General features: G+C 61.0%; 25 protein-coding genes. 1 reads left to right on the forward strand and 24 read right to left on the reverse strand.

Going from position 1 to position 22,613, the window contains the following annotated elements:
- Positions 1 to 151: 151 nt before the first annotated feature.
- The 14 genes from BFW87_RS02225 to flhA form a co-directional block, all read right to left on the reverse strand.
- Positions 152 to 544, reverse strand: a complete 393-nt coding sequence (locus BFW87_RS02225; RefSeq protein WP_078738362.1) for a DUF2802 domain-containing protein — start codon at positions 542 to 544, stop codon at positions 152 to 154.
- The gene (locus BFW87_RS02230) at positions 545 to 1,027 is read right to left on the reverse strand and encodes a chemotaxis protein CheW (protein ID WP_003236843.1); all 483 of its coding nucleotides are present in this window, start codon (positions 1,025 to 1,027) and stop codon (positions 545 to 547) included.
- A 62-nt stretch (positions 1,028 to 1,089) separates the two neighbouring features.
- Positions 1,090 to 1,881: a CheW domain-containing protein gene (locus BFW87_RS02235; RefSeq protein WP_078738363.1), complete on the reverse strand. Its 792-nt coding sequence runs from the start codon at positions 1,879 to 1,881 to the stop codon at positions 1,090 to 1,092.
- On the reverse strand, positions 1,881 to 2,669 hold the full coding sequence (locus BFW87_RS02240; protein WP_017134961.1) for a ParA family protein: 789 nt from the start codon (positions 2,667 to 2,669) through the stop codon (positions 1,881 to 1,883). The genes BFW87_RS02235 and BFW87_RS02240 overlap by 1 nt, the downstream gene beginning before the upstream one ends.
- Positions 2,670 to 2,720: 51 nt before the next feature.
- Positions 2,721 to 3,608, reverse strand: a complete 888-nt coding sequence (motD, locus tag BFW87_RS02245) for a flagellar motor protein MotD (RefSeq protein WP_078738364.1) — start codon at positions 3,606 to 3,608, stop codon at positions 2,721 to 2,723.
- Positions 3,609 to 3,623: 15 nt separating this feature from the next.
- Positions 3,624 to 4,364: a flagellar motor protein gene (locus BFW87_RS02250; protein WP_078738365.1), complete on the reverse strand. Its 741-nt coding sequence runs from the start codon at positions 4,362 to 4,364 to the stop codon at positions 3,624 to 3,626.
- Positions 4,364 to 5,500 carry a protein-glutamate methylesterase/protein-glutamine glutaminase gene (locus BFW87_RS02255; protein WP_078738366.1) on the reverse strand — a complete coding sequence of 379 codons (1,137 nt, stop codon included), beginning with the start codon at positions 5,498 to 5,500 and terminating at the stop codon, positions 4,364 to 4,366. The genes BFW87_RS02250 and BFW87_RS02255 overlap by 1 nt, the downstream gene beginning before the upstream one ends.
- Before the next feature lie 47 nt (positions 5,501 to 5,547).
- Positions 5,548 to 7,737 (reverse strand): chemotaxis protein CheA, encoded by a 2,190-nt coding sequence (locus BFW87_RS02260; RefSeq protein ID WP_078738367.1) that lies wholly within the window; start codon positions 7,735 to 7,737, stop codon positions 5,548 to 5,550.
- Positions 7,738 to 7,748: 11 nt separating this feature from the next.
- Positions 7,749 to 8,537, reverse strand: coding sequence for a protein phosphatase CheZ (locus BFW87_RS02265; RefSeq protein WP_078738368.1), 789 nt, complete (start codon positions 8,535 to 8,537; stop codon positions 7,749 to 7,751).
- Positions 8,538 to 8,555: 18 nt separating this feature from the next.
- Entirely contained in the window at positions 8,556 to 8,930 is a 375-nt protein-coding gene (locus tag BFW87_RS02270; RefSeq protein ID WP_005790040.1) for a chemotaxis response regulator CheY, read from the reverse strand.
- Between the two features lie 169 nt (positions 8,931 to 9,099).
- Entirely contained in the window at positions 9,100 to 9,840 is a 741-nt protein-coding gene (gene fliA / locus BFW87_RS02275; RefSeq protein ID WP_065909829.1) for an RNA polymerase sigma factor FliA, read from the reverse strand.
- Positions 9,837 to 10,670, reverse strand: a complete 834-nt coding sequence (fleN, locus tag BFW87_RS02280) for a flagellar synthesis regulator FleN (RefSeq protein ID WP_003192912.1) — start codon at positions 10,668 to 10,670, stop codon at positions 9,837 to 9,839. The genes fliA and fleN overlap by 4 nt, the downstream gene beginning before the upstream one ends.
- Before the next feature lie 104 nt (positions 10,671 to 10,774).
- A complete protein-coding gene (flhF, locus tag BFW87_RS02285) occupies positions 10,775 to 12,091 on the reverse strand; it encodes a flagellar biosynthesis protein FlhF (protein ID WP_078738369.1) in 1,317 nt (438 codons plus the stop codon).
- Between the two features lie 11 nt (positions 12,092 to 12,102).
- Positions 12,103 to 14,217 (reverse strand): flagellar biosynthesis protein FlhA, encoded by a 2,115-nt coding sequence (gene flhA / locus BFW87_RS02290; protein ID WP_078738370.1) that lies wholly within the window; start codon positions 14,215 to 14,217, stop codon positions 12,103 to 12,105.
- A 556-nt stretch (positions 14,218 to 14,773) separates the two neighbouring features.
- On the opposite strand from flhA, the gene BFW87_RS02295 reads away from it, so the two are divergent.
- Positions 14,774 to 15,046, forward strand: coding sequence for a DUF6124 family protein (locus BFW87_RS02295; protein WP_078738371.1), 273 nt, complete (start codon positions 14,774 to 14,776; stop codon positions 15,044 to 15,046).
- A 135-nt stretch (positions 15,047 to 15,181) separates the two neighbouring features.
- On the opposite strand, the gene BFW87_RS02300 is transcribed toward BFW87_RS02295, so the two are convergent.
- From BFW87_RS02300 to BFW87_RS02345, 10 genes are all read right to left on the reverse strand, one after another.
- On the reverse strand, positions 15,182 to 15,382 hold the full coding sequence (locus tag BFW87_RS02300) for a cold-shock protein (protein ID WP_078738372.1): 201 nt from the start codon (positions 15,380 to 15,382) through the stop codon (positions 15,182 to 15,184).
- A 142-nt stretch (positions 15,383 to 15,524) separates the two neighbouring features.
- Positions 15,525 to 16,661: a flagellar biosynthesis protein FlhB gene (gene flhB, locus BFW87_RS02305; RefSeq protein ID WP_078738373.1), complete on the reverse strand. Its 1,137-nt coding sequence runs from the start codon at positions 16,659 to 16,661 to the stop codon at positions 15,525 to 15,527.
- 3 nt (positions 16,662 to 16,664) lie between these two features.
- Positions 16,665 to 17,450: a flagellar biosynthetic protein FliR gene (gene fliR / locus BFW87_RS02310; RefSeq protein ID WP_078738374.1), complete on the reverse strand. Its 786-nt coding sequence runs from the start codon at positions 17,448 to 17,450 to the stop codon at positions 16,665 to 16,667.
- 4 nt (positions 17,451 to 17,454) lie between these two features.
- Complete coding sequence (fliQ, locus tag BFW87_RS02315; RefSeq protein WP_003214552.1) at positions 17,455 to 17,724, reverse strand: flagellar biosynthesis protein FliQ; 270 nt, start codon at positions 17,722 to 17,724, stop codon at positions 17,455 to 17,457.
- A 4-nt stretch (positions 17,725 to 17,728) separates the two neighbouring features.
- Complete coding sequence (fliP, locus tag BFW87_RS02320; RefSeq protein WP_078738375.1) at positions 17,729 to 18,472, reverse strand: flagellar type III secretion system pore protein FliP; 744 nt, start codon at positions 18,470 to 18,472, stop codon at positions 17,729 to 17,731.
- Positions 18,472 to 18,912 (reverse strand): flagellar biosynthetic protein FliO, encoded by a 441-nt coding sequence (gene fliO / locus BFW87_RS02325; protein ID WP_078738376.1) that lies wholly within the window; start codon positions 18,910 to 18,912, stop codon positions 18,472 to 18,474. Before fliO ends, fliP begins: the two co-directional genes overlap by 1 nt.
- A 1-nt stretch (position 18,913) precedes the next feature.
- Positions 18,914 to 19,381, reverse strand: coding sequence for a flagellar motor switch protein FliN (gene fliN, locus BFW87_RS02330; protein WP_076952993.1), 468 nt, complete (start codon positions 19,379 to 19,381; stop codon positions 18,914 to 18,916).
- A gap of 34 nt (positions 19,382 to 19,415) precedes the next feature.
- Positions 19,416 to 20,384, reverse strand: a complete 969-nt coding sequence (fliM, locus tag BFW87_RS02335; RefSeq protein WP_010166091.1) for a flagellar motor switch protein FliM — start codon at positions 20,382 to 20,384, stop codon at positions 19,416 to 19,418.
- Positions 20,385 to 20,393: 9 nt separating this feature from the next.
- On the reverse strand, positions 20,394 to 20,897 hold the full coding sequence (gene fliL / locus BFW87_RS02340) for a flagellar basal body-associated protein FliL (protein ID WP_078738377.1): 504 nt from the start codon (positions 20,895 to 20,897) through the stop codon (positions 20,394 to 20,396).
- Between the two features lie 242 nt (positions 20,898 to 21,139).
- The gene (locus BFW87_RS02345; protein WP_078738378.1) at positions 21,140 to 22,495 is read right to left on the reverse strand and encodes a flagellar hook-length control protein FliK; all 1,356 of its coding nucleotides are present in this window, start codon (positions 22,493 to 22,495) and stop codon (positions 21,140 to 21,142) included.
- Between the last annotated feature and the right edge of the window lie 118 nt (positions 22,496 to 22,613).

Here is a 22,613-nt window from a genome sequence, read left to right on the forward strand (position 1 = left end):
CGGAGTGAGGGCACACCGAGCCTAGGCGAGGTGCCGAGTGGTGGGGCGAAGACCTTTTGCTTACTTTTGGGTCTTTCCAAAAGTGAGCCGCTGTAAGAGCGGAACCAATAGCCGCCGTTACCTAAATAACGGATATACACACAAACGCACGTCAGCCTTTGTGCAACTTACTCATCAACTGCGCCTCAGCCTGAGTCAACCCACAAGACTGCGTCAACTCATCCACCGTCGCCCCCATCCCGACCAATTTGGCCGCCTGAGCAAACGACAAGTTCGACGGATCCCGCTGCTCCAACTGCACCATCCTGTCCGGCAAAGGCCCAAGAATCGCGCGCAATTCGTGCACCTCATCACCCACTTTCACCGCACTCTGCTGAAAGTGATCCACCCGCTTGACCAGATCCAGAAGGCGCCGATCACGCACGGCATCACGCTCGGCCTGTTGCACGGCCAACTCCCGTTGCTGGCGCATATAGCGCAGCAGGAACGCCAAGGTCCCGGCCCACAACAGGGCCAGGACAATCACCGCCGCCTCAAGAAACAATCAGATATTCTCCAGATCCGACCACTCTTCTTCGCTCATCATCTTGTCCAGCTCAACCAGAATCAGCAGCTCGCCGTTCTTGTTGCACACGCCCTGGATAAACTTGGCGGATTCTTCGTTACCCACGTTCGGCGCAGTTTCCACTTCCGACTGACGCAGGTAAACCACCTCAGCCACGCTGTCGACCATGATCCCGACCACTTGCTTGTCGGCTTCGATGATCACGATACGCGTGTTGTCGTTGACTTCAGTCGGCACCAGGCCAAAACGCTGGCGAGTGTCGATAACGGTCACCACGTTGCCGCGCAGGTTGATGATGCCCAGCACGTAACTTGGCGCACCCGGAACCGGAGCGATCTCGGTGTAACGCAGCACTTCCTGCACGCGCATCACGTTGATGCCATAGGACTCGTTGTCCAGTTTGAAGGTCACCCATTGCAGGATCGGATCATCCAAACCTTGTGCGGACGCTGACTTGTTCATACCCCTTGCCCCTTCTGTGTGTGCTTCTTTGGCCACGCAACCGCACGGCCCTTATTGTTCAATCAACTGCGTTTGTTCTGCGCCATCGTCTTGACGGCGCCGCTGGCGATCAACTCGGCCAGCTCGGCGACATCCAGCAATGCGCACATGTGTTCGATCACAGTGCCCGCCAGCCAAGGCCGTTGGCCCCGGTGGCTGCGCCATTTGATTTCATTCGGGTCCAGGCGCAACGAGCGGCTGACTTGATGCACCGCCAGCCCCCACTCATAGCCCTGCACCGAGATCACGTATTGCAAACCCTGACGGAAGTCATCGCGGTAGCGGTCGGGCATCACCCAGCGCGCGGTGTCGAGGACTTTGAGGTTACCGGCCTGACTCGGCAGGATGCCGAGGAACCACTCCGGCTGCCCGAACAGCGGCGTCAGTTCCTGGCCTTCCAGCGAATAGATTGAGCCCAGGCACACCAGCGGCACTGCCAGGGTCAACCCGGCCACGTCGAACAGCAGGCATTCGAACGGCTCGGCGGCCCACGACGGGCGACCATCGCCGGTCACCGGCGGAGGCGTGATACTCGGCGGCAGGTGCACTTCAACCACCGGTTCAACCACCACCGGTGCCACGACCACAGGCGTCAGCGGCACCACAACAGGGGCAACCACCACGTGTGCGTCACGCGCCTGCTCTTCCAATACCGCCAGCTGGAACTCATCCAGCGTGCTTTCAGGCTCTACGGCAGGTTCCAGCACCAGAATCGGTTCCGGCAGCTCTTCTGCGGTCGCATCCTGCAGCAAGTTATCCAGGTAGGATTCCAGCGCCAGTTGCGGCCGGGTCTTGAATTCGACGGGACGGGCCATCACGCCACCTGCGCCACAAGCTGCTGCGACAGCAGGTGCTTGAGCAACGCGCGGTAGGCCAGCACGCCACGGCTTTTGCCGTCGAACTGCGAAGGCGTGAGACCGGCGCGGCTGGCGTCACGCAGGCGCGTGTCGACCGGGATGTAGCCATTCCAGATAGTCTCCGGATAGGCGTCACGCAGTACGCGCAGGGTGCCGAGGGACGCCTGGGTGCGCCGGTCAAACAGGGTCGGCACGATGCTGAAGGGCAGCGCCTGTTTGCGCGAACGGTTGATCATCGCCAGGGTGCTGACCATGCGCTCCAGGCCTTTGACCGCCAGGTGCTCGGTCTGCACCGGGATCACCAATTGCTGGCTGGCCGCCAAGGCGTTGACCATCAGCACACCGAGCAGCGGCGGGCTGTCGATGATTGCGTAGTCGAAGTCCTGCCACAGTTGCGCGAGGGTTTTGGCGATCACCAGACCCAGGCCGCTTTGCCCCGGCGACTGGCGCTCAAGGGTGGCCAGCGCGGTGCTCGACGGCAGCAGGGAAATGCTTTCATTGCTGGTGGGCAGCAGCAGCTGCCCGGGCAGGTCGGCCGGCACGCTCCCCTTGTGCAGGAACAGGTCGTAGCAGCTGTGCTCCAGCGCATCCGGGTCGTAGCCGAAATAGCTGGTCATGGAGCCGTGGGGGTCCAGGTCAACCACAACCACGCGCTTGCCCGCCTCGGCCAGCAAGCCGGCCAGGGCGATGGACGTGGTGGTCTTGCCGACCCCACCTTTTTGATTAGCAACTGCCCAGACTCTCATTCGGTTGGTTCCTCCCGGCAGGCGTTGGCACGACCGAGACAGTGCATAAAGTTAGTGAGCCGGTGACGGAGAATTGACGGCACTCTGACGAACCGACGGCTTAACGGTTGGCGGTGCAGTTTGTGTGCCAGCCCGCTTCAACGCGGCATCCGGCGTTGCATTGGCCGTGCCGGTACCGGTCAGGCTGCGGCGTACATCCAGGTTACGCGACACCACCAGCACCACCCGACGGTTGCGCGCACGGCCTTCGGCGGTGGCGTTGTTGGCCACTGGCTGAAATTCTCCGTAGCCCACCGACGCCAGGCGCCCAGGGTTTACGCCCTGCATGGCGAGCATGCGCACGATGCTGGCGGCGCGGGCCGACGACAGCTCCCAGTTGGTCGGGTACTGCGCGGTGGCAATCGGGAAATTGTCGGTAAAACCTTCAACGTGGACCGGATTTTCAAACGGTTTGAGGATCGCCGCCACCTTGTCGATGATGGTGAACGCCTGGTCGCTCGGCATTGCGTCGGCACTGGCGAACAACAGGCTGGAGTTCAGCTCGATCTCCACCCACAACTCATTACCGCGCACGGTCATCTGGTTGGACTTGATCAGGTCGCCGAACGCGGCACTGATGTCGTCGGCAATGCTTTTCAGCGGGTCGCTGGTGCCGCCGATGCCGGCAGCGGTTTCGTCGCTGTCGTTGACCAGCGGCTTGGCCGGGGTGACGGTCTTGGGCCGTTCGTCACCAATGGGGATCGGCTTGAGCGCGCGGTCGGTATCGTTGAACACGCCCACCAACGCCTGGGAAATGATCTTGTACTTGCCTTCATTGATCGACGAAATGGAGTACATCACCACAAAAAACGCGAACAGCAAGGTGATGAAGTCCGCGTAGGACACCAGCCAGCGCTCGTGGTTAACATGTTCTTCAGGCTCGCGACGGCGACGGCTCACAATAGATTCCTCCCATCAATCCATGAAGCCCTGAAGCTTCAATTCGATGGAGCGCGGGTTCTCGCCCTCGGCAATCGACAAAATGCCTTCCAGCAACATCTCGCGGTAACGCGACTGGCGCAGGGCGATCGACTTCAACTTGCTCGCCACCGGCAACAGCAACAGGTTGGCACTGGCCACGCCGTAGATGGTCGCGACGAACGCCACGGCAATGCCGCTGCCCAACTGCGACGGATCGCCGAGGTTGCCCATTACGTGAATCAACCCCATCACCGCACCGATGATGCCGATGGTCGGCGCGTAACCGCCCATGCTTTCAAAGACTTTGGCGGCGTTGATGTCGCGGCTTTCCTGGGTGTAGAAATCCACCTCCAGGATGCTGCGGATCGCTTCCGGCTCGGCACCGTCCACCAGCAATTGCAGGCCTTTGCGCGAGTAGCTGTCGGGTTCGGCATCGGCCACGCCTTCCAGGCCCAGCAGGCCTTCCTTGCGCGCAGTGAGGCTCCAGTTGACCACGCGGTCGATACCACCGGGCAAGTCGACGCGTGGCGGGAAGATGATCCACACCAGAATCTGCATCGCGCGCTTGAACGAGCTCAAGGGCGACTGTAGCAACGCCGCGCCCACGGTGCCGCCGATCACGATCAGCGCTGCCGGGCCGTTGGCCAGCGCACCGAGGTGACCGCCTTCGAGGTAGTTGCCGCCAATGATCGCGACAAACGCCATGATGATGCCGATCAGGCTCAATACATCCATCAGAGGCAGGCCTCCACCAGGTGTTTGCCGATATCGTCGAGGCTGTAGACGGCGTCGGCCAGGTCAGCCTTGACGATGGCCATGGGCATGCCATAAATCACGCAGCTGGCTTCGTCCTGAGCCCAGATCGCGCTGCCGCTCTGCTTGAGCAAGCGTGCGCCTTCACGGCCGTCAGCACCCATGCCGGTGAGCACCACCGCCAGAACTTTGTCGCCGTAGGACTTGGCCGCCGAACCGAATGTGATATCCACGCACGGCTTGTAGTTCAGGCGCTCGTCGCCCGGCAGAATTTTGATTGCGCCACGGCCATCCACCATCATTTGCTTGCCACCCGGGGCCAACAATGCCAGGCCCGGACGCAGGATGTCGCCATCCTCGGCTTCCTTGACGCTGATGCGGCACAGCTTGTCCAGGCGCTCGGCGAAGGCCTTGGTGAACGCGGCGGGCATGTGCTGGATCAAAACGATCGGCGCCGGGAAGTTGGCTGGCAGTTGGGTCAACACACGCTGCAGGGCAACCGGGCCACCCGTCGAGGTGCCGATGGCAACCAGCTTGTAGGCTTTGCGCTTGGGCGCAGGCGAATGAGCGGCGGCCGGCGCCGCAGCACGCACAGGTGCAGGCGCGACAGGCCGAGCAACAGGTGCTGGCGCAGGGCGCCCGAACGAGGTCGTCGGGGCCGCGGCGGGAGCGGGAGCAGGTGCGGGCGTCGGGGCCGGTGTACTGAACAGGCTGCGACGGTTACTGCGCGAAATGCTGTGCACCTTCTCGCACAGCATCTGCTTGACCTTCTCGGGGTTGCGCGAGATGTCTTCGAAATTCTTCGGCAAGAAATCCACCGCACCCGCGTCCAGCGCATCCAGGGTTACCCGGGCGCCTTCGTGGGTCAGCGAGGAGAACATCAACACCGGGGTCGGGCAGCGCTGCATGATGTGCCGCACGGCCGTGATGCCATCCATCATCGGCATCTCGTAGTCCATGGTGATCACGTCAGGCTTCAACGCAATGGCTTGATCAATCGCCTCTTTGCCGTTGGTGGCCGTACCGACCACCTGAATCGTTGGATCGGCGGAAAGAATTTCCGAGACGCGGCGGCGGAAGAAACCCGAATCGTCCACCACCAGGACCTTGACTGCCATAAACACTCCGTTAGGCGGGGCGGGCAAACCGCCCTGCCCCACCAGAATCAAATACGCCGAGCGGCGTAACGCTTGAGCATGCTCGGGACGTCGAGAATCAGCGCGATCCGACCGTCACCGGTGATGGTCGCACCCGACATGCCCGGGGTTCCCTGCAGCATTTTGCCCAAAGGCTTGATGACCACTTCTTCCTGGCCCACCAGTTGATCGACCACAAAGCCGATGCGCTGGGTGCCCACGGAGAGAATCACCACATGGCCTTCGCGCTGCTCTTCATGCTTGGCCGATGCCACCAGCCAGCGCTTGAGGTAGAACAGTGGCAACGCCTTGTCGCGCACAATCACCACTTCCTGGCCGTCCACCACGTTGGTGCGCGACAGGTCGAGGTGGAAGATTTCGTTGACGTTGACCAGCGGGAAAGCGAACGCCTGGTTGCCCAGCATCACCATCAGGGTCGGCATGATCGCCAGGGTCAACGGCACCTTGATGACGATCTTGGAGCCCTGGCCCTTGGTCGAGTAGATGTTGATCGAGCCATTGAGCTGGCTGATCTTGGTCTTCACCACGTCCATGCCCACGCCACGGCCGGACACGTCGGAAATCTCGGTCTTGGTCGAAAAGCCCGGGGCGAAGATCAGGTTGTAGCACTCGGTGTCGGTCAGACGGTCGGCGGCGTCCTTGTCCATCACGCCACGCTTGACCGCGATATTGCGCAAAATCGCCGGGTCCATGCCTTTGCCGTCATCGGTGATCGACAGCAGGATATGGTCGCCTTCTTGCTCCGCCGCCAGAATCACCTTGCCGTTACGGGACTTGCCCGAGGCTTCGCGTTCTTCCGGGGTTTCGATACCGTGGTCGACGGCGTTGCGCACCAAGTGGACCAGCGGGTCGGCCAGGGCCTCGACAAGGTTTTTGTCGAGGTCGGTTTCTTCACCCACCAGTTCCAGGTTGATTTCTTTCTTGAGCTGACGTGCCAGGTCGCGAACCAGACGCGGGAAGCGGCCGAAGACTTTCTTGATCGGCTGCATCCGCGTTTTCATCACGGCGGTTTGCAGGTCGGCGGTGACCACGTCGAGGTTCGACACGGCCTTTTGCATGGCCTCGTCGCCACTGTTCAGGCCCAGGCGCACCAGGCGGTTACGCACCAGCACCAGTTCGCCGACCATGTTCATGATGTCGTCCAGGCGTGCGGTATCAACCCGTACGGTGGTTTCGGCTTCACTGGCCGGTTTTTCGGCGACTGGCGCCGGGGCAGCACGCGCTGGAGCAGGAGCCGGTGCCGGGGCTGGCTTGGCGGCTGGCGCGGCGGCTTTGGCAGCCACCGGTGCAGCCGTGGCGACTGCGGCGGCAGCCGGGGCTACTTCGGTGAACTTGCCTTTGCCGTGCAATTCGTCGAGCAGGGCTTCGAATTCGTGATCGGAGATCAACCCGTCGGCGGCAGGTGCCGGGGCGGCGGGCGCAGCGGCAGTCGCCGAGACTTCCGGCAAAGCGTCGGCAGCGAACGTGCCTTTGCCATGCAGTTGGTCGAGCAACGCTTCGAATTCGTCGTCGGTAATGTCGGTGTTGGTTGCGGCGGCAGGTGCTGGTGCCGCAGCAGCAGGTGCCACGGCGTCGGCGGCGAACTGGCCTTTGCCGTGCAACTGATCGAGCAGGGATTCAAATTCTGCGTCGGTAATGTCTTCGCTGGTCGGTGCCGCAACCGGCGCAACCGGCGCACGGGGCGCTTCAGCTTCAGCCTTGACCGCATTGAGAGAGTTGAGCAGCTGCTCGAACTCGCTGTCGGTCACATCTGCTTCGGCTTCCACCACCGGCTCAGGCGCCGCAGCAACCGGCGCCGCCGAGGTGTCGGCGGGCTCTGCCAGGCGCGCCAGGGCGGCCAGCAGTTCCGGGGTGGCCGCAGTGATCGGTGCACGTTCGCGCACTTCGCTGAACATGCCGTTGACCGCATCCAGTGCTTCGAGAATCACGTCCATCAATTCCGAGTCAACCTGACGCTCACCCTTGCGCAGGATGTCGAACACGTTCTCGGCGATGTGGCAGCACTCCACCAGCTCATGGAGCTGGAGGAAGCCGGCGCCCCCTTTTACAGTGTGAAAACCGCGAAAAATTGCATTGAGCAGGTTCGCATCATCCGGGCGGCTTTCCAGCTCGACCAGTTGTTCGGACAGTTGCTCTAAAATTTCGCCGGCCTCTACAAGGAAATCCTGAAGGATTTCTTCATCGGCGCCGAAGCTCATGTGGGTGCTCCTTAGAAGCCTAAACTGGATAACAGGTCATCTACGTCATCCTGACCTGACATAACGTCTTCACGTTTATCGGCATGAATCTGCGGACCTTCACCCTTGGCGAGATGTTTTTGTGGATCTTTTTCCGAGAGGATCGCTGCGCGGTCATGTTCGATGCCGGCAAAACGGTCGACCTGGCCGGCCATGAGCACCAATTTGAGCAAATTACTTTCCACTTCGGTGACCAGTTGGGTCACTCGCTTGATCACCTGACCGGTGAGGTCCTGGTAATCCTGGGCCAGCAGAATGTCGTTGAGGTTGCTGGAAACCGTGCGGTTTTCCTGCTCGCTGCGCGACAGGAAACCTTCAACCCGGCGCGCCAACTCACGAAACTCTTCCGCACCCACTTCCCGACGCATGAAGCGGCCCCAGTCAACACTGAGGGCCTGGGCTTCGTTGGCCATGCCGTTGACCAGAGGCGTGGCGTTTTCCACCAGGTCCATGGTGCGGTTGGCCGCCGCTTCAGTCAGCCTGACCACATAGGACAGGCGTTCAGTCGCGTCGGTGATTTGCGAAATCTCTTCGGCCTGGGGCATATGCGGGTCAATCTGAAAATTGACGATCGCACTGTGCAGCTCGCGTGTGAGCTTGCCCACTTCCTGATACAGGCCGCGGTCACGGGTCTGGTTGAGCTCATGGATCAACTGCACCGCGTCGCCGAACTGGCCCTTTTCAAGGCTGTCGACCAACTGGTGAGCATGCTTTTTCAGGGTCGACTCAAAGTCTCCCTGTGACGTTTCGTTATGCTCCATAGCTCCCCCGTGGCAGCATCAATGACCGATGCGTTCGAAGATTTTTTCGATCTTCTCTTTCAGCGCCAGCGCCGTGAACGGCTTGACCACGTAACCGTTGACCCCGGCTTGGGCGGCTTCGATGATCTGCTCACGCTTGGCTTCAGCGGTCACCATCAGCACAGGCAGGCTGCGCAGCTTTTCATCCGCGCGCACGTGGCGCAGCAGGTCGATACCGGTCATGCCCGGCATGTTCCAGTCAGTTACCAGAAAGTCGATGCTCCCGCTGTTGAGGATCGGAATCGCCGTAATGCCGTCATCCGCCTCGACCGTGTTGGTGAACCCAAGGTCACGCAACAGGTTTTTTATGATCCGCCGCATCGTTGAGAAGTCATCAACGATGAGGATTTTCATGTTCTTGTCCAATTCGACCTCCAAGCAGTCTTAAACGCGCCCAGCACCTGGACGCGCCATTTCAATCAACAGGCGTTACACAAAAAGGACTGCCCAGGGCACCACGGAACGAACCCGCGAGAGCCGTGAAGCCTTCGCGGTAGCGTCTGCAGTGTCCCCACACTGCCTGTCAGCGCGCGCGCCACTCTCCCAACCGCCCCCGCAAGCGGGCTGCGCACTGGCTATGCAACTGGCTGACACGCGACTCGCTGACCCCCAGGACCTCACCGATTTCCTTGAGGTTCAGCTCTTCGTCGTAGTACAGCGCCAACACCAGCCGCTCACGCTCCGGCAAATTGGCGATCGCATCCGCCAACGCGCCCTGGAAACGTTCGTCTTCCAGGTCACGTGACGGTTCGAGATGGGCACTCGCGCCGTCCTCGTGCAGCCCTTCGTGTTCGCCGTCCTGCAACAGGTCGTCGAAACTAAACAGGCGGCTGCCCAAGGTATCGTTCAAAATCCCGTAGTAATCATCGAGACTCAATTGGAGTTCGGCCGCAACTTCATGATCTTTAGCGTCACGGCCTGTTTTTGCTTCAATTGCGCGAATTGCGTCACTGACCATTCGCGTATTGCGGTGTACCGAACGCGGCGCCCAATCCCCTTTACGCACTTCATCGAGCATCGCGCCACGGATACGGATACCCGCATACGTCTCGAAACTCGCACCCTTGCTCGCGTCGTATTTGGTCGACACTTCGAGCAGGCCGATCATGCCGGCCTGGATCAGGTCTTCCACCTGCACGCTGGCGGGCAGGCGTGCCAGCAAGTGATAGGCAATGCGCTTGACCAAGGGCGCATAGCGCTCGATCAGTTCGCCCTGGCTGTCACGTGCCGACTTTTTGTAAAGGTTGTAGCCGCTGGATGTCATAGCACCGGTCCTGCGCTCGTCTGATGCACCAAACGCTCGACGAAAAACTCCAGATGCCCCCGCGGGTTGGCGGGCAACGGCCAAGTATCGACCTTCTGGGCAATGGCCTTGAACGCCAGTGCGCACTTCGAACGAGGGAACGCTTCGTAGACCGCGCGCTGCTTTTGCACGGCCTTGCGTACACACTCGTCATACGGAACTGCGCCGACGTATTGTAAGGCGACATCGAGGAAGCGATCCGTGACCTTGGTCAACTTGGCGAACAGGTTGCGCCCTTCCTGCGGGCTCTGGGCCATGTTGGCCAGCACGCGGAAGCGGTTCATGCCGTAGTCACGGTTAAGCAGTTTGATCAGGGCGTAGGCGTCGGTGATCGAGGTGGGTTCATCGCACACCACCAGCAGCACTTCCTGCGCCGCGCGCACGAAGCTGACCACGGACTCGCCGATCCCGGCGGCGGTGTCGATCACCAGCACGTCGAGGTTGTCGCCGATATCACTGAATGCCTGAATCAGGCCGGCATGCTGCGCCGGGCTCAGGTGCACCATGCTCTGGGTGCCCGAGGCTGCCGGCACGATGCGGATGCCACCGGGGCCTTGCAGCAGCACATCGCGCAGCTCACAGCGGCCTTCAATCACATCGGCGAGGGTGTGTTTGGGTGTCAGCCCCAGCAGAACGTCGACGTTCGCCAGGCCCAGATCAGCATCCAGCAGCATGACGCGACGGCCAAGCTCTGCCAGGGCCAGGGACAAATTCACTGACACGTTAGTTTTCCCGACGCCACCTTTGCCGCCGGTCACCGCGATCACCTGTACGGGATGCATGCTGCCCATTTTATTTCTTTACCTTGTCTTGCTTAGACGCAGGCTACATGGCTTGGCCGCGTGAATCGCTTGCAGACCAACGATGTAGATACTTTTCACGGTGTTCACTGCCCTCAACCGACCCGTTTTGCCGGGTTGTGGTAGAGGTCCGCGAACATGTCAGCCATCGCTTCCTCGCTAGGCTCTTCTTGCATTTGCACACTGACAGCACGGCTGACCAACTGATGACGGCGCGGCAGATGCAGATCATCCGGAATCCGCGGCCCATCGGTCAGGTAAGCAACCGGTAATTCATGGCTGATCGCCAGGCTCAACACTTCACCCAGGCTCGCGGTTTCGTCGAGCTTGGTCAGGATGCAACCGGCCAGGCCGCAGCGCTTGTAGCTGTGGTACGCAGCGGTAAGAACCTGTTTCTGGCTGGTGGTTGCAAGTACCAGGTAATTCTTTGATTTGATGCCACGCCCGGCCAGGCTTTCCAGCTGCATGCGCAACGCCGGGTCGCTGGCTTGCAGGCCGGCGGTGTCGATCAGCACCACGCGTTTGCGCAGCAGCGGGTCGAGGGCGTTGGCCAGCGATTGGCCCGGGTCCACATGGGTGACCGGCACATTGAGGATACGGCCCAGGGTCTTGAGCTGTTCCTGCGCGCCGATGCGGTAGCTGTCCATGCTCACCAGGGCAATATTCTGTGCGCCGTATTTAAGCACGTAACGCGCGGCCAGCTTGGCCAGCGTGGTGGTCTTGCCCATGCCGGCCGGGCCGACCATGGCAATCACACCGCCCTCTTCCAGCGGTTCGATTTCCGGGGTGACGATCATGCGGGCCAAGTGGGCCAGCAACATGCGCCAGGCTTGGCGCGGCTCTTCGACTTCAGCGGTCAGCGCCAGCAGGTCGCGGGACAACGGGCCGGACAGGCCGATCCGTTGCAGGCGACGCCACAGGTTTGCTTGCGCAGGCTTGCTGCCTTGCAGTTGGGTCCACGCCAGCGACCCCAGCTGAACTTCGAGCAGCTCACGCAGGCCGTTGAGTTCAAAACGCATCGAATCAAACACGCGCTGGTCGACTGCAGCAGCGGGCGCTGGCGCGGCAGGACGCGGCGGTTCTTTGAAGGTCGGTTCTACCAGTGGCTCGGCAGCGGTCAGCGGCAGGCCGGCGAACAGCTGGCGATTGGTGGTGGCATCGCTGTCGCCACGCATGCTCAGCTCAGCCTGGGCCGACACAATGCGCGACGCGGTCTTGCGCAGCTCGTCTTCGAGTTCCATGTTCGGCACGCGCGGGGCCAGCGCCGAAGGTGTGTAATCCAGGGCAGCCGTCAGCTCGACACCGCCGGCAATGCGACGGTTACCGATAATCGCGGCATCGGCGCCCAGCTCATCACGTACCAGTTTCATGGCCTGACGCATATCGGCGGCGAAAAAACGCTTAACTTGCATAACCCACTACCTCAGCCATTGGGCCCTACTGTCGCGACGATAGTCACTTGCTTGTTGTCAGGAATTTCCTGATAAGCCAAAACGTGCAAATTCGGAACTGCCAGGCGGCCAAACCGCGACAACATCGCTCGAACCGGGCCTGCCACCAGCAGAATCACCGGGTGGCCCGCCATTTCCTGACGCTGTGCGGCGTCGATCAACGAACGCTGCAGTTTTTCAGCCATGCTTGGCTCCAGCAGAACGCCCTCTTCCTGGCCTTGTCCTGCCTTCTGAATACTATTGAGCAATATCTGTTCCAACCTTGGCTCCAGGGTGATAACAGGCAGCTCAGACTCAACGCCTACAATGCTTTGCACGATTGCGCGGGACAAGCCGACGCGCACCGCAGCCACCAGAGCGGCAGTATCTTGACTCTTGGCGGCATTGTTGGCGATGGCCTCGGCAATGCTGCGAATGTCGCGCACCGGCACCTGCTCGGAGAGCAAAGCCTGCAGCACCTTGAGCAATTGCGACAAGGACAGCACGCCCGGCACCAGTTCTTCGGCGAGTTTTGGCGAAGCTTTGGCCAGCAACCCCATCAATTGCTGGACTTCCTCGTGGCCGATCAGCTCGTGGGAGTGCTTGTACAGAATCTGGTTGAGGTGGGTGGCCACCACCGTGCTGGCGTCTACCACGGTATAACCGAGGGATTGCGCCTGGCTACGCTGGCTGACTTCGATCCACACCGCTTCCAGGCCGAAAGCCGGATCTTTGGCGGTAATGCCATTGAGTGTGCCGAAGACCTGGCCGGGGTTGATCGCCAACTCGCGGTCCGGGTAAATCTCGGCTTCGGCGAGGATCACGCCCATCAGGGTCAAGCGATAAGCACTTGGGGCCAGATCCAGGTTGTCGCGAATGTGCACGGTGGGCATCAAGAAACCCAAATCCTGCGACAGCTTCTTGCGCACACCCTTGATCCGCGCGAGCAATTGGCCGCCCTGGTTGCGGTCCACCAACGGAATCAGGCGGTAGCCGACTTCCAGGCCGATCATGTCGATCGGGGTCACGTCGTCCCAGCCAAGCTCCTTGGTTTCCTGGGCGCGGGCCGGGGATGGCAGCAAATCCTGCTGGCGGGCGATCTCTTGCTGGGCCAGGACCTTGACCGTATTTTGCTTTTTCCAGAACAAGTAAGCACCGCCAGCCGCCATGGCCGCCATGCTCAAAAACGACACATGCGGCATGCCCGGCACGATACCCATGATCGCCATGATGCCCGCCGCCACGGCCAGCGCCTTGGGCGAGGCGAACATCTGGCGGCTGATCTGCTTGCCCATGTCTTCGGAGCCCGAAGCACGGGTCACCATGATGGCCGCTGCTGTGGATAACAACAGTGATGGCAATTGCGCCACTAAACCGTCACCGATGGTCAGCAAGGCATACACCTTGCCCGCATCGCCGAAGGTCATGCCGTGCTGGAAGATGCCGACCGCCATGCCGCCGATCAAGTTGATGAACAGAATCAACAGGCCGGCGATGGCGTCACCGCGCACGAATTTGCTGGCACCGTCCATGGAACCGTAGAACTCGGCTTCCTGGGCGACTTCCAGACGGCGGGCCTTGGCCTGGCCCTGATCGATCAGGCCGGCGTTGAGATCGGCATCGATCGCCATCTGTTTGCCGGGCATAGCGTCGAGGGTAAACCGCGCGCTCACCTCGGAAATCCGCCCGGCGCCCTTGGTGACCACCACGAAGTTGATGATCATCAGGATCGCAAACACCACGATACCGACCACGTAGTTACCGCCGATCACCACCTCACCGAAGGCCTGAATCACCTTACCGGCGGCGGCATGGCCGTCCTGACCGTGAAGCATCACCACCCGCGTGGAGGCCACGTTCAGCGCCAGCCGCAGCAGGGTCGCGATCAGCAAAATGGTGGGGAATACCGCGAAATCCAAAGGCCGCAGGGCGTAGACGCACACCAGCAGCACGACAACCGACAGGGCAATATTGAAGGTGAAGAACACATCGAGCAGGAACGGCGGCATCGGCAACATCATCATTGCCAGCATCACCAGCAACAACAACGGCACACCCAGATTGCCCCGCGACAGGTCAGTCAGGGTGCCACGGGCCGTGCTGAGCATTTGAGAGCGATCTACCACCGGTATTCCTCGTGTCCTTGAAGCAAACTTTTGACGCCGGGAGGCGTCCTGAAGGCGGTATTGCAAGAAGCCTTCCAACTTTGGTTTCAGGCCGACGATCGTCGAGTGGTAACCGAATCGCGTGTGGGAGCTGGCTTGCCTGCGATGGCGGAGTGTCAGTCACTGGAGGGCCAGCCAAAGTCAGTCATCGCAGGCAAGCCAGCTCCCACATTGGGATAGGTGTACATCCGCTGCGGCCTAGGATGCTTCCTACAACGTTTTCGGGTTGTCCCTAGGAACCGGGCTCTCTAGTCTCCGCACACCGCTGCAAATGCAGCGGTCGGGCGTCGCGGCCCGGTTTATAAGGAGCAAAAGCACCCTATCCCTTTCAGTCGACGCCTTTTTATCGTCTACTGTGCGGCGCTATGGCGGCTGTGCGCGGGATACCTCCGGGTATGCCGGGTTGCTCCTTCACCGGTCCGCGAACCTGCGTACAGCTGCCACCCTCCATCGCGTCGCGGCGATCAGTGGCAGCTCCACTTTCGTAAGGAGCCTCACGATGACCAAACCCACCCCAAATCCTCCACCCACCGTACTCTTCACCCTCATCGACGGCATCAGCACCGAAGACCTGCTGGTCAACCTCACCGAAACACTCGCCTCCGCCCACGCCCTGACCTGCGATTTCGCCTTTGAGCTGGAAGGGTCCAAACGAGAAGGAGCGCTAGGCATTGCGCAGTTGATTGAAGTGGCGAGGTTATTGGCTGACCGAGTGCTGGATGACATTGCACCGCCTCCCGAAGCAGAGCCAGGCAACCCACAGACCGACTGAAAACACGCAATACAAATGTGGGAGCTGGCTTGCCTGCGATTGCGGTGTGCCCGCCAGCAGAAATGCCAGCAATGACTCAGTCATCGCAGGCAAGCCAGCTCCCACATTTTTTGATCTGTGTACGCGCGAGGACCGCTAGATGAGCTTGATATAAAGCGCAAAAACACCCTTGGGTCGGTGGATCCTGGCGAACCGTACCCGCTGGCCCTTTTCAAGCCAGACCCCGGCCGAACTCTTGAGATCCAGACGCACAGATTCGCACTCGCCATCCAGCGCGATGAACCCTTCCCCGGTTTTGCGGTTATACGATTTGATCGTGCCTGTCATCGCTTCCATCGCCACATCCCCTGCATCTCTTAACTACCTGCGCGCAGTGCATGGCGCCATAAAACCGCGAGAGTGCAGTGCAGACAACTGTCAACATTGACAGGTAACGGTGTCTTCAAGACGAATGGCACGGTGGCAATACAGCCACGCATCAGGAATCGCGGCGCAACTCCGGCGGAATCGGCAGATCCTTCAGCGGATCCGGGCGCTTGCCCCTGCCCGCGCGGTATTGGCGAATCTGATAGACATAGGCCAGCACCTGCGCCACGGCCAGGTACAGACCGGCAGGGATTTCCTGGTCGAGGTCAGTGGAGTAGAAGATCGACCGCGCCAGCTCCGGCGACTCCAGCAACAGAATGTCGTTGGCCACCGCAATTTCGCGGATTTTCAGCGCAGTAAAGTCGCTGCCCTTGGCCAGCAGCATCGGCGCGCCGCCCTTCTCCGGGTCGTACTTGAGCGCTACGGCGTAGTGCGTCGGGTTGGTGATGACCACGTCGGCGTCGGGCACCGCCGCCATCATCTTGCGTTGGGACATCTCGCGTTGCAGCTGGCGAATGCGTTGCTTGACCTCGGGCCGGCCTTCCTGGTCCTTGTGCTCGTCGCGCACTTCCTGCTTGGTCATCAGCAGTTTTTTGTGGGCTTCCCAGAGTTGGATCGGCGCATCCACGGCGGCGATGATGATCAGCCCGCAGGCCATCCACAGCGAGCTCCAGCCCACCAGTTGCACGCTGTGAATGATCGCCGACTCGAGCGGCTCATGGGCGATGCGCAGCAAGTCGTCGATGTCGGACGACAACACCGTCAGCGCCACAAACAGGATCAGGATGAATTTGGCCAGCGCCTTGAGCAGCTCCACCAGCGCCTTGCTGGAAAACATGCGCTTGAGCCCTGGGCCCGGGTTCATGCGGCTGAATTTGGGCGCCATGCTACCGGGCGCAAACAGCCAGCCTCCCAGCGACACCGGCCCGATCAGCGCCGCCAGCAACAGTGTGATCAGCACCGGCTGTACCGCCAGAATCGCGATCTTCCCCGAATGCAGCAGGTACAGCCCCATGGCGCCAGGGCTGAGCAACACCTCGCGCGGCAACGCAAAGTTGAGCTTCATCAACTCCATCAGGTCCAGCGCCAGGCCACCGCCGTAAATCAGCAGGCCACCGGCACCGGCGAGCATCACCGCCAGGGTGTTGAGTTCTTTGGAGCGGGCAATCTCGCCCTTTTCCCTGGAGTCCTTTTTGCGTTTCTCCGTGGGGTCTTCTGTTTTGTCCTGGCCACTCTCGCTCTCGGCCATGGCTCAACGCGCCCGCGCCAGATCACGTAAAAACTGCAGGGCGTCGGTCGCCAGCGGTTGATACTGATTGAGAATGTCGGCCATGCCGATCCAGAAAATCCCCATACCCAACACCAGCGTCAGGGGGAAACCAATCGAGAAGATGTTCAGCTGCGGCGCCGCGCGGGTCATCACGCCAAACGCGATGTTGACCACCAGCAGCGCAGTGATGGCCGGCAGTACCAGCAACAACGAGGCGCCCAGTACCCAGCTGAGGCGCCCCACCAGTTCCCAGAAATGGCTGACCACCAGCCCCGAGCCCACCGGCAAGGTGGTGAAACTTTCGGTCATCACCTCGAACGCGACCAAATGACCGTTCATGGCCAGAAACAGCAAGGTCACCAGCATGGTCAGGAACTGCCCGATCACCGCCACCGACACGCCGTTGGTGGGGTCGACCATGGACGCAAAGCCCATGCCCATCTGGATCGAGATGATTTGCCCGGCGATCACAAACGCCTGGAAAAACAGCGTCAGGGAGAAGCCCAGCAACGCGCCGATCAGGATTTGCTCGGCAATCAGCAGCAGCGCACTCAAGTCCAGGGCATTCACCGGCGGCATCGGCGGCAAGCCGGGCACGATGACCACGGTGATAGCAAAGGCGAAGTACAGGCGGATGCGGCGCGGGACCAAAGTCGTGCCGAACACCGGCATGGTCATCAGCACGGCCGTGACGCGGAACATCGGCAAGATAAAAGACGCGACCCAGGTGCTGATCTGCGTGTCGGTCAACGCCAGTACAGACTGCATGCGGTCAGCCGATCAACTGCGGAATACTGCCGTACAGCTGCAGGATGTATTCCATAAAGGTTTGCACCAGCCACGGGCCGGCGACGATCAAGGTGATCAGCATCACCAGCAGGCGCGGGAGGAAGCTCAGGGTTTGTTCGTTGATCTGGGTCGCGGCCTGGAACATCGCCACCAGCAGGCCGACCAACAGGCTCGGCACCACCAGCACGGCGACCATCATGGTGGTCAGCCACAACGCTTCACGAAACAGGTCGACCGCTACTTCTGGCGTCATTTCACTACACCCCGCCGAAACTGCTGGCCAGCGTGCCGATAATCAGCGCCCAGCCGTCCACCAGCACAAACAACATGATCTTGAACGGCAGGGAAATAATCAGCGGCGAGAGCATCATCATACCCATGGCCATCAGCACGCTCGCCACCACCAGGTCGATGATCAGGAACGGGATGAAAATCATGAAGCCGATCTGGAACGCAGTCTTCAATTCGGAGGTGACAAACGCCGGCACCAGGATGGTCAGCGGCGCCTGATCCGGGGTGGCGATGTCGGTGCGCTTGGACAAACGCATAAACAGCTCAAGGTCGCTGGAGCGGGTTTGCGACAGCATGAAGTCCTTGATCGGGCCCTGGGCCTTGTCGATCGCGTCCTGGGCGGTCATTTTCTCCGCCAGATACGGTTGCAGCGCTTGCTGATTCACCTTGTCGAACACCGGCGCCATGATGAACAGCGTCAAAAACAGCGCCATGCCGGTGAGGATCTGGTTCGACGGCGTCTGCTGCAGGCCCAGGGCCTGACGCAGAATCGAGAAGACGATGATGATCCGGGTAAAACTGGTCATCAGCATGACAAACGCCGGGATAAAACTCAGCGCGGTCATGATCAGCAGGATCTGCAGGCTGACCGAGTATTCCTGGGCGCCGGCGGCGTTGGTGCCCAGCGTGATCGCCGGGATCGACAACGGGTCGGCCGCAAACGCCAATGGCGCGGCCAGCAACAGCATGAGCGTCAACAAAACGCGCATTACTTTTTATCCTTCTGATCCTTGCCCAGCAATTCCATCAGGCGCTGGGCGAATTCTGGCGTGGCGGCCTCGGTCTTGGCCACTTCTACCGGCGACTTGAGCACGTGCAGCGGGGTGATGCGGCCGGGCGTGATACCCAGCAGAATCTGCTCTTCGCCAACTTGCACCAACACCAGACGATCACGCGGGCCGAGGGCTCGCGAGCCGATCATCTCGATCACCTGGCCATTGCCCGGCCCAATGCGCTGCACACGCCGCATCAGCCACGCCAGCACGAAAATCAGGCCGACCACCAACAACAGGCCGAGTACCAGTTGGGTCAACTGGCTACCGATGCCACTGCTGACGACCGGCGCAGCCGCCGCCGCTTGCGCAATCGGCTCAGCCGCCAGGGCGCTCAATGGCAGCGCCAGAAACAGTCCCGCCATCGAATACTTCATATCAGCGCAACTTCTTGATGCGTTCGCTTGGGCTGATCACGTCGGTCAGGCGGATGCCGAACTTCTCGTTGACCACCACCACTTCGCCATGGGCGATCAGCGTGCCGTTGACCAGCACGTCCAGCGGCTCGCCAGCGAGGCGATCAAGCTCGATCACCGAACCCTGGTTGAGCTGCAGCAGGTTACGGATGTTGATTTCGGTGCTGCCGACTTCCATGGAGATCGACACCGGAATGTCGAGGATCACATCCAGGTTCGGGCCATCGAGGGTGACCGGGTCGTTGTTCTTCGGCACGCTGCCGAATTCTTCCATTGCAAGGCGGTTGCCGGCCGGCGCGGTCGCGGCGTCGGCGGCGAGCAGCGCGTCAATGTCGTCCTGGCCTACATCGCCGGTTTCTTCCAGGGCCGCAGCCCACTCGTCAGCCAGGGCCTGGTCTTCGGCGGAAGTGTTTTCGTGTTCGGTAGCCATTACATGTCCTCGGCGCAGCAAAAATTAAAGTTGATCAGCGGCGGTTGATCGGTTCGATCACTTGCAACGCCAGGTTGCCTTTGTGGGAACCCAACTTGACCTTGAACGACGGCACGCCGTTGGCGCGCATGATCAGTTCCTCGGGCAGTTCCACGGGAATCACATCGCCCGGTTGCATGTGCAAAATATCGCGCAAACGCAGCTGGCGACGGGCCACAGTGGCGCTCAGAGGTACGTCGACGTCCAGCAGGTCTTCGCGCAGGGCCTTGACCCAGCGTTCGTCCTGGTCGTCGAGGTCGGACTGGAAGCCAGCGTCGAGCATTTCGCGCACCGGCTCGATCATCGAGTACGGCATGGTTACGTGCAGGTCGCCGCCGCCGCCATCGAGTTCGATGTGGAACGTGGAGACCACAATGGCTTCGCTGGGGCCGACGATGTTGGCCATGGCCGGGTTCACTTCCGAGTTGATGTACTCGAAATTGACTTCCATGATCGCCTGCCAGGCTTCCTTCAAGTCGATGAACGCTTGCTCCAGCACCATGCGCACCACGCGCAGTTCGGTGGGGGTGAACTCACGCCCTTCGATCTTGGCGTGACGGCCGTCGCCGCCAAAGAAGTTGTCCACCAGCTTGAACACCAGCTTGGCGTCGAGGATGAACAGCGCGGTGCCGCGCAGCGGCTTGATCTTGACCAGGTTGAGGCTGGTGGGCACGTACAGCGAGTGCACGTATTCGCCGAACTTCATCACCTGTACGCCGCCCACCGCCACGTCCGCCGAGCGGCGCAGCATGTTGAACATGCTGATACGGGTGTAGCGCGCGAAACGTTCGTTGATCATCTCCAGAGTCGGCATGCGTCCACGGACGATGCGATCCTGGCTGGTCAGGTCATAACTTTTGACGCTGCCGGGCTCGGCAGCCATTTCGGTCTGTACCAGACCATCGTCGACGCCGTGCAACAGCGCGTCGATTTCATCCTGGGACAGCAGGTCTTGCACGGCCATGTCGTGATCCTACTGCAATACGAAGTTAGTGAAGAGCGCCTGCTCGACCACGACTTTGCCGAGCTCTTTCTGGGCCACTTCCTGCACGCTGGCAGTGACCTTCTGACGCAGCATTTCCTGGCCGACGGGCGTGGCCAGGCTGTCGAAGCTCTGCCCGGAGAACAGCATCACCAAGTTGTTGCGGATCACCGGCATGTGCACCTTGAGGGCATCCAGGTCCGCCTGGTTACGTGCCAGCAAGGTGATGCTCACCTGCAGATAGCGCTGACGACCGTTCTGATTGAAGTTGGCGACAAAGGCCGGAAGCATTTGCTCAAAGATTGCCGGTTGCTTGACGTTAGTGGCAGTCTCGGCGACAGGGGCTGGTTTGCTGGCGCTGCTGTGCATGATGTACCAGGTACCGCCCACCGAAGCGCCAATGGCCAGGAGCAGGCCCAGCACGATCAGCAGGATGAGCTTGAGCTTTCCTTTACCTGCGGGAGGGGTGGGTGCTGCGTCGTCGCTCTTCGCCATGCCAATAATCCGTCACTATTCTGGGATTCATAGATCTACGGAAAGGCAAGAGCAAGTGTTATGCCAGAGTTGTCTGGCGAGAGGGCAAGGCAAAACAAATGTGGGAGCTGGCTTGTGTGGGAGCTGGCTTGCCTGCGATGCATACACCTCGGTCTGTCAGCCATACGGAGGTGATGCTATCGCGGGCAAGCCCGACTCCCACACAAGCCAGCTCCCACATTCAGGGCTGTGAAAGGCTCACATCACGCGTAGTAGTCGACCGCGCTGGAGCCAACCACGGTCTGGGTCACCGGCGCGACGGCCGCTGCCACTTCGGCGTGATCACCTGCATCACCGCCTTCCCCGCGCCCGCCACCACTCACGCCGCGCGCCTGGTTCTGCTGCTGTTGCTCCTGACCCTGCCCTTGCCAGCCACGCGACTGGTCGGAGACGTTCACATCCACCTGCCCCATGCCTTGCTGGGCGAACATCTCGCGCAAACGGCCAGACTGGGTTTCCAGGGCTTCACGCACTACCGCGTGACCACTCATGAACGTGACCTGTGCCTGCTGGTCCGCCGTCATGTTGACCTTGATATCCAGGCGCCCCAGCTCGGCCGGTTGCAACTGGATCTCCGCCGACTTGAGGTTGGCGCTGGAGAGGTACATCACACGGTTGACCACTTCTTCGGTCCAACCACTTTGATGCATGGCCAGCGGCGCGTTGGCTACCGGCGGCAAGGCGTTCGCGGTTTTCGGCGTGGCGGCCTGGGTCAGCGCAGCCAGGCGGTTGGCAAAGTCGTCAACCCGAGTGTCGCTGCTGGCGTCTTTCAAATCCTTGAGGCCGCCTTCGATCAGGCCGCTGAAGGCTTTGTCGCCGCCCTGGTCAGTGCTGTCTTTGGTGGCTTGCTGGTCGACCATCGTTGCAAGGCCGGCAGCGAAACTCTGTGAGGCCGTCGGCTGATCCTGGGGCGTGGTCGGCGCAGCTTTTTGCGGGGTCTGGCTGCTGGCCGAGACGTGACCGCCCTGCTCCATCGCCAGGCGCACGGTCGGCATCGAGTCCAGCGGGTCGGCTTCAGGGTCGAAGGCCGGTTGCTTGGCATCGTCCGTTGCCGCGACGGGTGCCGCAACAACGGGTTGGGATTTGTCGTCTTTCGTGGTGGCAGCCGGTGCCGGTGTTTCCACGGGGACGGGCACAGGCACGGCTACCGGTGTGACGGTGGCGATCAGTGCCGGGTCAACCACAGGGTCAACCGGGGGTTGCTGCGCCAGGGACGGGGCGGCGGGTTTGTCGTCGTCGCTGCTGGCGCTGTCGTCGGATTTGACCGGTGGCGTGGCAGGCAAAGGATTGCCGCTATCGGCAACCGCTGGCGTGCTGGCGGCAGGCGTGTCATTGCTGGCCACGGGCTTGGCGTTGTTGTCCGAGGGCTTGTCGCGCGTGGGTTTGGCCGGGGTGTCGTCGGCCTTGATCGTTGGTTTTGAGCCTTGGCTGGCGAACACCTGAGCGAAGCCAGGGGCCTTGTCCCGCGGGTCCGCAGCGGCCACCGGGGGGGTGGCGGCAGGCGCTTGAGGCTTGGCCGCGGGGGCAGCCTGAAGGAGCGAATTCGGGGCGACTGGCATAGGTAAAGGTCTCCACTGCATGGGGATCGGGGATGCAGTGAGGAGAGGTAGAGCAAGAGTTGGGCCAGGTTTTGGGGGGCAGTTGATTTAGGGGTATATATCCGTTATTTGGGTAACG

The organism is Pseudomonas fluorescens, from assembly GCF_002022275.1.
GTDB classification, from domain to species: Bacteria; Pseudomonadota; Gammaproteobacteria; order Pseudomonadales; family Pseudomonadaceae; genus Aquipseudomonas; species Aquipseudomonas fluorescens_AJ.